This window comes from Pantoea sp. B9002, from assembly GCF_013385945.1.
Lineage (GTDB): Bacteria > Pseudomonadota > Gammaproteobacteria > Enterobacterales > Enterobacteriaceae > Pantoea.
On record NZ_JACAPA010000011.1, the window covers coordinates 185,084 to 199,200 of the forward strand.

Annotated in this window: 9 protein-coding genes; 6 read left to right on the top strand and 3 right to left on the bottom strand. The window is 44.7% G+C overall.

The window, feature by feature from the left end; translation table 11 throughout:
* Positions 1 to 315 precede the first annotated feature (315 nt).
* From HX773_RS09510 to HX773_RS09530, 5 genes are all read left to right on the top strand, one after another.
* Entirely contained in the window at positions 316 to 2,994 is a 2,679-nt protein-coding gene (locus HX773_RS09510; protein ID WP_176971317.1) for a DNA methyltransferase, read from the top strand.
* Positions 2,995 to 3,034: 40 nt separating this feature from the next.
* Positions 3,035 to 5,050 (top strand): DEAD/DEAH box helicase, encoded by a 2,016-nt coding sequence (locus HX773_RS26140; RefSeq protein WP_370463594.1) that lies wholly within the window; start codon positions 3,035 to 3,037, stop codon positions 5,048 to 5,050.
* A gap of 3 nt (positions 5,051 to 5,053) precedes the next feature.
* Entirely contained in the window at positions 5,054 to 6,313 is a 1,260-nt protein-coding gene (locus HX773_RS09520; protein WP_137241178.1) for a GIY-YIG nuclease family protein, read from the top strand.
* Positions 6,314 to 6,434: 121 nt separating this feature from the next.
* A complete protein-coding gene (locus tag HX773_RS09525) occupies positions 6,435 to 7,583 on the top strand; it encodes an SIR2 family protein (RefSeq protein WP_137241179.1) in 1,149 nt (382 codons plus the stop codon).
* Complete coding sequence (locus HX773_RS09530; protein WP_176971318.1) at positions 7,580 to 9,355, top strand: ATP-binding protein; 1,776 nt, start codon at positions 7,580 to 7,582, stop codon at positions 9,353 to 9,355. The genes HX773_RS09525 and HX773_RS09530 overlap by 4 nt, the downstream gene beginning before the upstream one ends.
* Positions 9,356 to 9,596: 241 nt before the next feature.
* Here the strand turns inward: HX773_RS09530 and HX773_RS09535 are convergent, their stop codons facing one another.
* On the bottom strand, positions 9,597 to 10,709 hold the full coding sequence (locus HX773_RS09535; protein ID WP_176971319.1) for an ImmA/IrrE family metallo-endopeptidase: 1,113 nt from the start codon (positions 10,707 to 10,709) through the stop codon (positions 9,597 to 9,599).
* A 9-nt stretch (positions 10,710 to 10,718) separates the two neighbouring features.
* Complete coding sequence (locus HX773_RS09540; protein WP_176971320.1) at positions 10,719 to 11,438, bottom strand: hypothetical protein; 720 nt, start codon at positions 11,436 to 11,438, stop codon at positions 10,719 to 10,721.
* A 236-nt stretch (positions 11,439 to 11,674) separates the two neighbouring features.
* Here HX773_RS09540 and HX773_RS09545 point away from each other — a divergent pair, with 236 nt between their 5' ends.
* A complete protein-coding gene (locus HX773_RS09545; protein WP_176971321.1) occupies positions 11,675 to 12,658 on the top strand; it encodes a toll/interleukin-1 receptor domain-containing protein in 984 nt (327 codons plus the stop codon).
* A 483-nt stretch (positions 12,659 to 13,141) separates the two neighbouring features.
* Here HX773_RS09545 and HX773_RS09550 read toward each other — a convergent pair whose 3' ends face one another.
* Positions 13,142 to 13,765, bottom strand: a complete 624-nt coding sequence (locus HX773_RS09550; protein ID WP_176971322.1) for an inovirus Gp2 family protein — start codon at positions 13,763 to 13,765, stop codon at positions 13,142 to 13,144.
* Positions 13,766 to 14,117 lie beyond the last annotated feature (352 nt).

Genomic DNA, 14,117 nt, shown 5'->3' on the forward strand with positions numbered 1-14,117 from the left:
CAATCCGGACTGAGTTCCCTCAAAGTGATTTACTATTCCGCGCAGCTATTTAGATGCAAATCTGCAGAAGGGGGAGTCCATTTGATTTTGGGAAATTGGAGTCTTCGAGGTCTTAACTGGCTGTCTTATGCTTAAATTTGCGCTGCAGGCTTAAGTACTTCGATTAAAGCCTGTCAACTTGTGGAGGCAGGCGGCTAAAGTTTTTTATTTTTTGATGCAACCGAGGTAACGCATTGGAACTACTTGATAATAGTTTCTTCGAGTAGAATGAGTGCATCATCCTCTGTGGATATTGTAGTTTTTTAAGGAATAACAATGGCTGTTAATCAGGCGAAGATTTTTGAACATCTCGAGCAACTTGTAGCAACTCCTGAGCAAAATGAATTTATCTACGGCTTTTTAACCGCCTTTGAGTTCCCTAAAGCGACCCTGAGCCTGATTCGGCAAGATGGGGCACGTAATGTTGCGAAAGAGCCAGGACACGTTGGATTAAAAAATAAGCTCTACTATCAGCCAGTGGCTGATAGCGATGATATCGAATCTGCTTTTGAGAAACGTATTGCCGACACGGCTGTTGCAAAAAATAAGATCCGCTATGTTCTGATGACAAATTTTGTTCGCTTTTTAGCCTGGGATACACTGACACAGGAACGTCTCGATATTGAGTTTGAAGAGTTGCCACGCAACTACGGTTTTTTCTTACCTCTGGTCGGATTGGAGAAGGCTATTCTCAATAGCGAAAATCCGGCAGATGTGAAAGCCGCTGAGAAAATGGGAAAGTTATTTGACCTTATCAAGGCACGTAATGATTTAAGCAAAGCAGAAGATATTCATGCACTTAATGTTTTTCTTACTCGTTTGTTGTTTTGCTTTTTTGCTGAAGACACAGGAATCTTTGAAAAAGGTCAATTCACCTCGGCAGTTAAAAACTACACCACCAAGGATGGTAGCGATTTAGATCAGTTTCTAACAGACCTGTTTGCAGTTATGAATAGTAAACCGAATAGTGGATTACGACAGTCACTTCCTATTCATTTAACTGCATTCCCATATGTTAATGGTGGTTTGTTCGCGAGCGATGAGCCTATTCCAGAGTTGGGATTGAAAGGCAGGCGTATATTACTTGAATGTAGTGCAATGGATTGGAGTGCGATTAATCCTGATATCTTTGGGAGTATGTTCCAGGCCGTGATTGATGTGGAGCAGCGTAGCCGTTTAGGTCAGCATTACACTTCATACAGCAATATAATGAAGGTTATACAGCCACTATTTCTTGACCCACTGCGTACGGAGCTGGAAAAACAACGCACAAATACGAATGGCCTTAAACGGTTACTTCTCCGCCTAGGGAAAATGAAGGTATTTGATCCTGCCTGCGGTTCAGGAAACTTTTTGATTGTTGCCTATAAAGAACTGCGTCTTTTGGAGATGGATGTTATCCAGGCTCTTTTGCAGTGTGACCCACAATCCATTTTTATGAGCGGTATCCATCTCGACCAGTTCTACGGCATTGAGATTGATGATTTTGCCTGTGAGATAGCACGTTTATCTCTCTGGCTTGCGGAGCATCAGCTAAATAAACAGTGGGAAGAACACATTGGTTCAGCACCACCAGCATTACCGCTGCGTTCATCTGGTAAAATTTGGAGCGGGAACAGCCTGAAAATTGATTGGCAGACAATATGTCCAAAGGATGTTGATGATGAAGTTTATGTGATTGGTAACCCGCCGTTTTTAGGAACAACTGGGCGTTCAGATGAACAACGTGCTGATATGCACGCTGTGTTTAGTGGTTTCAAATCTTTGGGTTATTTGGATTTTGTTGCTTGTTGGTTTTGGAAAGGGGGGCAGTATATTCAGAACAGCCGTGCCGAGCTTGCTTTGGTAGCTACCAACTCTCTCTGCCAGGGCGAGCAGGTAGCAACGCTTTGGCCATCCATATTCGGGCTAGGACTGAGTATTCATATCGCTTACCCCACCTTTACATGGGCAAATAATGCTCGCGACAAAGCGGCGGTACATGTAGTTATTGTTGGTCTATCAGGTAGAAGTAAGGTTCGCCAACTTTTCCACAGAATTGGTGGCCAATGGCACAATAAGCATGTGAGCAATATTAGCCCCTATCTAGTAGAGGGAAGTAATATTGCTGTGGTAGCGCAAACTAAACCGCTGGTAAACGGTGTTCCAACCTTGTTATTTGGCAATAAACCTACTGATGGTGGTCATTTGCTGCTGGACAGAACTGAACGTGATGCTTTACTCGAAAAAGAACCAAAAGCTTCATGTTGGATTAAAAAAGTTTTAGGGGCAGATGAATTCCTCAATAGCAAAGAACGTTGGTGTTTGTGGTTGTTAGATGCCACACAAAATGACATTCAGCAAATGCCCGAAGTTCACAAGCGTATTGAAAAAATTCGATCGCTACGAATCAAAGCAGGGCACCCAGCAGCCCTCAAAATGGCTGAGAAGCCACACCTATTTATGCAGATTAGCCAACCAAAAACTGGTGATTACATTCTGATGCCGGGAGTCTCATCAGAGCGTAGAACTTACATTCCTATAGGCTTTTATGATGCCAATGTAATTTCAACTAATGCAAACTATATTCTTCCCAACGGTACCCTATACGAGTTTGCCATTCTAACTTCATTAATGCATAACGACTGGATGCGACAGGTCGCAGGACGTTTAAAAAGCGATTATCGTTATTCGGCAAAAGTGGTTTACAACACCTTCCCGTGGCCTGAGGCGAACGATGCGCAGCGTAAATCTATTATTGCGCTGGCAAAGACTGTGCTGTTGACGCGTGAGAATTATCCTGAAAACACGCTGGCGGAGTTATATGATCCGCTTAAGATGCCTACTGATCTTTTTGAGGCTCATCAGGCGTTGGATATGGCCGTTGATCGTCTCTATCGGGACAAACTGTTCAATGACGCCACTGAGCGTTTAAGCTGCTTGTTAGAGCGTTATGAATCACTGACTAAAGCATAAGGTATCGCTCTGCCAACCAGAGCATATAGAGGATTGCATTGTGGAAAATATTTTACAGGTGACCTACGGGCAGACTGGGCAAAGTGCGCGTCTAAATGAGTTTGGTATGCGGGAAATGCAGGCTCGAGCGTTTGAACAACGGAACAACCCTTATCTGCTTATCAAAGCTCCACCTGCGTCGGGTAAATCAAGAGCATTAATGTTCCTTGCTCTGGATAAGCTTGTTAATCAGGGCTTACGCAAAGCTATTGTCGCGGTCCCTGAAATGTCCATCGGTGGTTCGTTTAAAGATACAGCGCTCACGAAGTATGGTTTCTTTGCTGACTGGAAAGTAAAACCTGAAAATAATCTGTGTATTGGTGGTGGAGAGACTGGGAAGGTTAAAGCCTTTAAACGATTTATGGCGAGTCCTGACGACATTCTGGTCTGTACTCATGCTACCCTGCGTTTTGCTTTCGATATGCTGAATGTTGAATCGTTTAATGACTGCCTGATTGCTATTGATGAGTTCCATCATGTCTCTGCAGATGAAAACAACCGTCTGGGTAATCTGATTGATGCTCTGATGAAAGGTTCTAATGCACATATTGTTGCAATGACTGGTTCTTACTTCCGAGGTGATACCGTACCTATCCTGCAACCCGAAGATGAAGCACAGTTCACGAAAGTGACCTATACCTACTACGAACAGCTCAATGGATACCAGTATTTAAAATCTTTAGGCATTGGCTACCATTTTTATCAGGGTCCGTACATCAAGGCACTACCTTCAGTTCTGGATGCTAGCAAGAAAACTATCATCCATATTCCCAATGTTAATTCCGGCGAATCCACAAAAGATAAACATGCCGAGGTTGATGCCATCTTGGATGCGCTGGGTGAGGTGCAACAGCAAGAGCCAGATACCGGTATATATCGAGTGAAACGCAAAAGCGATGGCAAATTGTTGCGCGTAGCGAATCTGGTTGATGATAACCCGGCGGAAAGACCGAAAGTACAGGCGTATCTGCGTAATATCCACTCTGCTGACGATATGGATATCATTATTGCGTTAGGTATGGCGAAAGAGGGGTTTGACTGGCCTTTCTGTGAACATGTGCTAACCATTGGTTATCGCAGCTCGATGACAGAGATTGTGCAAATTATTGGGCGTGCTACACGAGACTGTGAAGGTAAAACTCACGCACAGTTTACCAACCTTATTGCTCAGCCTGATGCTCAAGATGATGATGTTAAAGTATCGGTAAACAACATGCTTAAAGCCATCACCACCTCGTTGCTGATGGAGCAAATCATGGCTCCAAATATTCAATTTAAGCCACGATCTCAATGGACTGGTGAGCCGTTACCTGCCAATACAGTTCTGGTTGATGATCATGCATTACCGGTATCAGACAAGGTGCTGACAATCCTTAACGGCGGAAAAAACGAGATCCTTGCAGCGCTAATGGCGAACGAGCAGGTTGTTAAAGAGGCTATTACCGAGTCAACACCGCCTGAGGTGATCACTCAGGTAGTGTTACCATCTGTGATACAAACGCTTCACCCTGACCTGACTGAATACGAACTGGAACAAGTGCGCAGTGGTATTTTGCAGAGTCTTTTTGTGGGTCAATGCGGTGGTCTTATTGATGAAGCTGATTTACCGCCGGATGCGATTATCGATAACAGTCCAGGTCAGCGAACCGGCAATTCAAATGACTCATTAAATGTTAACCATCAGTTTTTAAAAATAGGCAATAAATTCATCAACATTGAGAATCTGAATATTGACTTGATTGATGCGGTGAATCCTTTCCATGGTGCCTACGAGATTTTGTCAAAATCAGTCACCGCGACAATGCTAAAAACCATTCAGGAAGCTGTCAGAGCGAATCAGGCACAGGTATCTGAGGAAGAGGCAGTGATGCTTTGGCCCAGAATTAAAGCCTTTGCCAATGAACATCAGCGGGAGCCATCACTGAATGCCAGTGATGCGATAGAGGTTCGTTATGCTGAAGCATTGGCCTATATCCGAAAAATGAAACAACAGCGCGCTGTGCGACAGGAGCTGTAACTTATGCTCAGGCTTTCTCCTGTTCAACCTCGTCAAAAGACGACCATTGACGATATTTTTTCTGAAGCTGATGATCTGGGCTTGCTAGTAGTTGAACCACTGAAAATGTATTCACCTACCGCTAACCTGTCTGTCAGTCGATTAGAAGAGATTAATGCCTTTTATGTGGTTCACGGCCATCCTCCTCTAACCGATTCGGAGGAATTTAAAGAAACGTTACTTGCTCAACGTCTGAGAGCTCTCAGGGATAACAAACAATGCCATGAGGTGTTGCAGCCGTTTGATATCCACGGCTTGCTTTCGGGTGAAAACACCGGGAATATCCTTGAACCATCAGAATCATTACCAGTTCCCCCGGTTGTGATTGATAAATCTGAGCTGGTCACCTCACTGGAAGATATCTTTGCAGATGACGATGATGGGTTGCTCTCATTTTCTGCACCCGATATTTTCACTTTAAAACATGTTCCTAATGAAAAGAAAACACAGCCGGATGAGATTGCAAAACGGCAACCTTGCCCAGATTTCCATCGCTTCGCTCCACTGTTTGATACAGTCCAAAATGGCCTGAAAACGGGAGCATTTTCATTTGTACGCTTCCGCCATGAGTTAAAAATTTATGAAGGTGATTTTTTTGTTCTCAATGGAGTTATGGGGTATGTAGATAAAGTTGGTGAGCGGTTAGAGGAATATGGTCCCTGGAATGCCCGTTTGCATCTGGTATTCGAAAACGGGACTGAGTTGAATATGCTTTTCCTCTCACTTACACATGGTCTTGTTCGTGATACGGAAGGCCGTAAAGTTGTGCTGAATGGACATGCGATCCGACCTGATGAGACACCAGTTCCGACGGGATTTGTCTATGTACTTGCCACGCATAGCAATCAACCTGCTCTTCAACGTTATAAATCTGATTTGTATAAAATTGGCTTTACCGAAGGAACGGTCGAAGAGCGCATCAAGCACGCGGAAAAGGATAAAACCTTTCTTGAAGCACCGGTGCGGATTGTCATGACCACACAATGCTTCAATATCAACACCCAAAAACTTGAAGCGCTTATTCATGGTTTTTTAGGGAAGCAACGTCTCAATCTCACACTGCGGAGCTTAGATGGGCACGTTTATCATCCACGAGAATGGTTCCATGCACCTTTAGCGACAGTGCTCACTGTGATTAAATACATTCTTGACGGTACTATCTCGCAATACCGGATGGATAATACTACTGGGAAAATTGTAGCTAAGAGAGATGTGAATCATTAATAAGGCGGTTGGTGAGCAATTTCACTGCATTCGCTTGAGCTAAAGCAACAGAGCGAGTCCAAAGTTTGGCATGCCCATGCTGTGATGCTATTTTCTACGAAGCGAAATAAGAGAGGCAAGTATGTTTGAGTCGATTGAGCCACTGGACGTATATAATAAGAATATCAATATACTGATTGGCTCAGGCGCTTCAGCTGACTTGTTCCCGACTCTTGCTCTCGCCCTTAAAGACGCTCAGGGGGGCAGGGAAACGATTGAAACACTCGCCACGAAGTTTGAAAACTGGCCTGAGAAGCGAACCGCCTTGTTTATGCACTACTATAACACGTGCATTTTTCCAGTTCAGACCTTCAATCCAGGTTCGATCACCTCAGATGATGGAAACGAAAATCTCAAGAATTATGATATTTTCTTGACAACTCTTTTAGGACTTCTGGACAGAAGGAAAGATCTCAACCGCAAGATCAATATTTTCACTACTAACTATGATGGATGCCTGACCCATACAGCTGATAGTATTCTCATGAAGGGCTCGCATGATTTTGTTGTGAACGATGGCACCTCAGGTTTTCACAGGAAGCATTTGCATTCCAAGAACTTCAGTACGTTCCAATGTCAAACTGGAATATTTGAGCGAAGCAACTACGGCATCCCACAGCTTAACATCATTCACCTTCATGGTTCTGTCTACTGGTCCAAAAGCGGTGAGAAGATTGAAGTCAATTACCGCAATAATTTCAATAACCTTTTGACAAAACAGACAATCGAAAATCTAAATAATTATTCGGCGTTTCTTGGTACCAAAGATAACCAGACTGAAGATATACCCGACTTGTCCTTCAACAAAGAGCAGATGGACACCTTCTGGGATGAATACAACAAGCTCCCTATCGTGAACCCCACTAAGTGGAAGTTTTACGAGACTGTCTTTGAAGAGCATTACTACCAAATGCTCAGACTATTAAGCTATGAGCTTGAGAAGCCAAACTCCATACTCATCACATTTGGTTTTTCGTTTGCAGATGAGCACATTCTCAGGCTTATCCAACGCTCCCTCTCCAATCCGCAACTTCATACCTTCATTTGTTGCTATAGCGACGACAGCGCGAACAGCATACGCGAAGAATTCAAGCTATGGAAAAACGTCCAGGTTATTGGACCCCCGGAGGGTATGAAGTTGGACTTCACCAACTTCAACAGGCACGTCTTCTCTCTCAAGCCAGAGAAGTACGAACCACCGGTCCCGGCTGCAGACGAGGATACACTATGAATATCGTAGTAGGTGAAGTGATCGCAGTCAGTGGGGTACGTATCTCTCTTCGCATTTTTGAAGACTCCAACCATGAGACCATCTTCTACAAAGGCATTAAATATCGGGGAGTTTCACTCAGGGAACACGTCTCCATTCAGCGAGGCTTCATAGATATTGTCTGCCTTGTTGAAGGCGAGTTTCTGGATGAGAAAAGGCTTGAGGCTGAAGCTGAGAAGATCCATTACATCCGAAAGGTGGATGTTCGACCCATCGGCTACATCGTGGATGACAAGTTTTTTGAAGGCGTGAAATACATGCCGATGATCAGAGATAAGGCATCCCTTCTCAGCGAGCTCATGGTGGGGAAAATCTATGGGTCCGAGGGTAAAACTGATTTCTCCATTGGGTCTATGCTCAAAGAAAACGTGCCCATCAACTTACCATGGACACGGTTATTCAATAGTCATCTGGGTATCTTCGGCAATACCGGAAGTGGTAAGTCTAATACGCTAGCGAAACTCTATACGACCCTCTTCAACGAGAGGCTACCAGCACTCAAGCTCAAGAGTCTGTTTGTTATCATTGATTTCAATGGCGAATATACCGAAGACCAGATTCTGTTGGCCAAAGACAAGCGGATAACTGTGCTGGACTCTAAAAAAGCCAAGCATAAATTCAAGATTGAAGCCGTTCACTTTTGGGATGTAGAAACCCTGAGTCTACTGTTCCAAGCTACTACCAATACACAGCAGCCGTTCTTGCGCCGCGTCCTGTCTGGCAAGAATAAATTTAAAGATGTGCAGCTCAAAAAGTATGTTGAAAAGGTTTTTGAGAAAGTTTTTAGTACTGGTGAGGCTAAATCAGATGCGTTAGACCTGAGCCGTGAAATTGCGCGGATGATTGACTGCGAGTCGTTGCAGAATCATCTTAAGGGAGTCATTTATTACAATAAAGATAAGTATTTCAAGCATAGCAACGGCACTTACTACAACTCAAATGGCAATGGTTTTGACTTAAACATTAAGCCCATCATTAATGAGCATGTTAATTTAGATAGCATCGATCCGTTCGACGAACTCATCTTGAGGTGTTACCTTCAACTTTGTTCAGATATCGTGTTCGGCTATGCCCAATACGAACATATTCAGCCAGTGCTTGCCAGGGCTAAATCATCTACCTCGGCTCTTCGCAATGTCCTTGAAATTGTTGATGTGCCACCACCACCGCATCTCTTACATGTCATCTCTTTGAAGAAATGCAAGAATGAGATCAAGAAGATCTTGCCATTGCTTATCGCCAAAAATTTCTACACGAATCATAAAGACGCAGAGAACCTTAAGAGTCCGCCGAGCAGAACCCTTCACCTTATCATTGATGAAGCCCACAACATCTTGTCAGATCAGTCCACTCGTGAGCATGAAATATGGAAAGACTACCGACTTGAACTCTTTGAAGAAATTATCAAGGAAGGGCGCAAGTATGGTGTCTACCTCACTCTCTCCAGTCAGCGGCCAGCCGACATTTCACCCACCATTGTTTCCCAGATTCACAATTTCTTCATACACCGGTTGGTGAACGATCGCGACCTCATGCTACTGGACAACACTATCAGTACCTTGGACTCCAGTTCCAAGGCTCTCATCCCGACTCTAGCTAAAGGCTGTTGCGTAGTTACAGGGACGGCATTTGATCTGCCAATGATCCTGAAAATTGACCCGCTGCTGAAGCAACATCGGCCCAGCAGTGATGATGTAAACCTTGAAGAGCTTTGGGCAATGCCTCCCGTTTAGGGGAGAGTTTTTATGCTGTCGCTCCGTTGTTCTTTTTCCCCCTGATAGCAGTTTCGATAATATACGGCTCTCGCGAGAAGATCAGGTTGCCGATATCCTCAACTAGAAACCAAAAAATTTTGGAACATGTGCGTAGCGTGATTCATACGTTTATTGATGGTATGCGCGGTTTTCAATGTTCAGGGGCCATTTGTAGCTGCTATGAATGAATATAGCATCAACTTGCCATATTCATTCAAATCTACTTAACCAAACTCAAATTTGGAGGTCGTTTACCTGACGTTTGCTCAGATAAGCCTTCTCCATTGATGGAACCCATAAAGAAGCTATTGCTGAAAGTAAGAGCACTTACTTCATCTGCAGGGAACCGTAGTTGTTCAAGGATCGTACTACGCTTTACCCCACTTGAACGCAGTGCTGAAAACACCTTTTCCAATACAAGAGATCTCTCACGATCGTCCATGCCTTGTGGTTCGCTGGTCCGATACCCTCGTCGAGCTAACTCAATTGATAACTGACGATAATGCCATTCGGTAGATAAACCCACATCGAATGTGCGACGGACTAAAGCTGCGAGCGATACTTTCCAATTTTTTTTCATTGAGATAAGTAGATCCAGCGATGGCATTCTTGGGACTGTCGCCAAAACACTGCGTTCAGGCATCAAAAAAGCTGATGCAAAGCGGTCAGCATCTAGCTCAGCTTGTCTGCCATTATTGCTCGAATGTTTGTGAAGAACTAAATGACCTAATTCATGAGCTGCATCGAAGCGGCTACGCTCCGGTGTTTTCATTGTGTTCAGAAGAACAAATGGTTTTTCGTCAATCCAAAACGAAAAAGCATCAACTTCAATGCAATTTTCAGCGAGCGAGAACACACGTACACCATTAGCTTCCAGAAGGTGAATTAAGTTTGAAATCGATAATTCACCAACTCCCCAGTGTTCTCTCACTGCTCGTGCGGCACGACCAGGTTCCGAATAACCATCGAAACTACAATCAGGAATATTGGGTTTCGGTAGTTTAAATTGTTCTTCAATCCAGATCGATAACTCTTGGGCAAGTTTCCCTGCACCAAGCGCGGAATCTCTCTTCTGTGCGCTTAGCTTAGTCATTGCTCGAAAACTAACCGACTCAGGAGAAAGAGAAGGGACGTCTCTGTCGAGGAAAAACTCAACAGGATAGCCAAGAACAGCAGAGATTTTCTCCATACTGTCACTAGCTACAGCGTCAAAGATACCTGCCTTCTCATAGTTCGAGATCGTTCTGCTGGTCAATTCAGCTGTTTCAGCTAAAGCTCTTTGTGTCAGGCCTCTTCGTTCTCTTGCTATACGCAAACGCTCTGAATTAAACATGGTACATACTTAGCCTGCTTTTATAATGTCGAGGTCGATATCCGGCGTAAATAGTGGTGCATCATTACTCTGGATAATCGGCTCAGGTCCGTGAATATCAAGTATCAAACGCGTAGAAAAGCTGTTAACTACATTTCTATCGTTGTACGAGATAGGTCGAGAAAGCTCTGCACGGATACCTACACGGTGAAAGTCATCGATTTCATAAAAATCGTAGAGTAAAAACCATAAGTCCATTCCGATTTTATTCGGCAGGAGAGGGACAACATCGCCTTCGGGTAGATCAAGATCCAACTTAAGTTGGTTATCGTCGAGCTTGAGCTCTCCTTGCCCTGGAGTATTGTTGTGAATCAACCCCATCAGATCGCAAGTAAAGTCACCTTTCTTCAGGCGAGACTCAGGGTATCCATGAAGAAGCCCAGTTTGCTCGCAGCCACGACATAGGTAAATTGCAACATTATCGCTAACGGTCAATTCAACATTCCGGATAGATAGCCGTTTGTACCCTTTTGGCGCAAGAATCTCACGAGCGCCGCTAACCCCCTCACCGTAAAAATACTGCCCACGTGAAATTGCAGGGTGGTTTTGGGTCGTTGAGTAACGGCCTGATAAACCTCGTTCGAGGATACGACCAAGATCACTTTGGCTTAGATCCATAGGCTGCAAATAGGACTCGACGTCATCAGGGTCAGCCAGCACGACAGTTTTTGCGAGATTATGAGAGTACATTGGCAGTGCCTCTTATGAATTTTCTGTTTTTTATACCTCATTTGAGGCCTGAAAACAAGAAAATTACTGGATACAATGCCAGTGGAAGGGTGTTGTTCACTTAGCCATTAAAGTGCTTGAACAGCAAAAGATTCGAGGAAGCAATAACCCTAAAAATAGTGATAAAAGTGACCTTTGCCCATATCTGACGCAGAATAGAATTAGTTAATTGCTGCGCCTCAGGAGTCTTCACCGTTATGACTAGCCTTGTTTTTTCTTATTCCCATGTAGATGAAGCACTACGCAATGAGCTCGAGAAACATCTTTCGCCCCTCAAGCGGATGGGGAAGATCACTACATGGCACGATCGCCGTATCAATCCTGGGCTGGAATTTGAAAGCCAGATTGATCATTATTTTTCCGAAGCCGATATTATTCTATTGCTCATTAGTAGCGATTTCATCGCTTCCGATTATTGCTATCAGGTTGAAATGACCAACGCGATGGAACGTCACAAGCGGGCTGAGGCAGTGGTCATTCCGGTAATCTTAAGAGAATGCGCTTGGCACCAGTTACCGTTCGGTAGCATTATGGCGGCGACAATCGACGGTAAGCCCATCACCAAATTTGCCAGCCACGATGAAGGTTATGTTCAGGTCTTTGATGCCGTCTCTCGCGCTATTGCCAGTATGGAAGCGAAAAAACCACAACAGAGTGTGCATGTCTCTTCTCCAGCTCCGGGGAATCCGGTGTATCAGCCAACAGAGACGGTTCTTACTCCACGTTCCAGCAATCTTTCTCTACCAAAGACCTTTACCGACCTTGATAAGGATAGAGCCCGACGTGAAGGTTTTGAGTATGTAGCCCGTTATTTTGAGAACTCGCTGGATGAACTCAAGAAACGCCATGCTGGATTAGACGTCGATTTCCATCGGCTTGATGCGAATTCATTCACTTGCGCGGTGTATATCAACGGTAGCAAGGTTGGTCAATGTGGTATCTGGCGTGGCAATCAACATCATGGAATGGGGGACATCTGCTATAGCCAAGAGAATGTTATTCGAAATAGCTTTAACGAAAGCTTGAGCCTTGCTGATAACGGTCAGACTCTTGGTTTTCGTGCCTTGATGGGTGGACATAGTAGTAGCAACTCACGAGAACAGCTGCTGACAAACGAAGGTATGTCAGATCATCTTTGGGGGATGTTCTTCGGAATAATTAAGCAGCGCGTGTCCAGATGATTCAATGTGTCATTGCAACAGACCAGTACCCTTCGCAGGGCACCGCATAGCTAAAGGGATGAAGCGACGCTTAAATTGCCCGCAAGTTGCTCTAAACGTAGGACATATTCCGGCCGGTTCATATTTGAGGTGTTCATCTCAATATCAAGGACCTCTATCAGCATTGGCGTGCGTTTGCACATCAGGCGGGCGGGATAAAAACTTCCAAGGCTTACTTTTCGGTGGTGGCACCGGCGCAGCCTCTGCGTCAAATTCATCGTTGCAAGTAAAGCTGCACACCGCTGCTCCAGCAGAAATCACCGACTAACCATTTTTGCGGGGAATGTCTGTACAGACCTAGTGGAAATGACGCAACAGGTTTTTCTTGTGAACCAGTCACATAATTTGTTTTTTGGTGACATAATCCATCATTCACCGCTACCCACATTCCCCACCGATCTCCAGCACGGCAGAATGTACCCTCACTCCCTACGCTCTGTTGGCTTATCTTACACTCCCCCCAAATGAACGGTCCTCCTTGCTGTAGGCCTTGGTGTGTTCTTTGGCAAAGTAGCTCAAGTGTCTCCATAAGGCCAGGTGCTGTTGCCCTTGGCAGTCCACATGAAGGATCTCCAGATAGTGTGGCATATTGCTGAAGGTAACCAGCGTTCTGTACTCCGGGAAATCGATTAGATCTAATGCACTTAGCCAGGCTGCGCTGATGTAGCTCCCCAGGTTATGTTCTTCCTTAGAATAATTCCCTAAGCCTCTAAAGGTATCTTTGTTAACGAATATCGCTACGTGATAGTGATCTTTGCCGCTGGTTTCACCCACCTCGCGTACCCATAAGTATCTCAGCTCCGTGGGACATACCTGAGACTTTTCCCGCTTACGCCGTTGCTGATGGGCGGCTATGCGCGACCTCAGCGCCCCGATGAAGCGTTCCATTAATCCGGAACTCAGATTAGGGTTACTGGCAATGCTGTCGCCTATATCGCAGTATTCAGGCAGTCTGAGTATGAAAGTGAAAACAGCGGTTCTGGCATGGGCTTTTGTTGCTTTGCTGATGATGTCACTCATCCGTTTCATATAGTTCTGGTTCAGGGGGCCAAATTTACTGCTTATCATGACGATTGCTCCTGTGGGTATATTTCAGACGTGTGCAGACCCTGCCAGAGCAAATGACAGCGATGTGGGAACGAATGAGGGTTGTGTGTCATAAGGTGGAAAGACATGATGCTGCAGGGTAGGTATCAGCTGCCGCTCATGTGAGGTGTGACAATGAATGCTCTTGCTAGTTGTTATTTAATGGATACTGAACGGTGATGGGTGATTATCATGGCTTAATGGAAGTCAGGGTATGAAAATGATACTGCTGCTATCAGGGATACGTGTGTTTTTATTTATCATATCCCCGCGGCGTCCTTTTCCGGGTGCGGTAAATAGTCCCGTCATGAGGAATACACATGACTGAATTTCA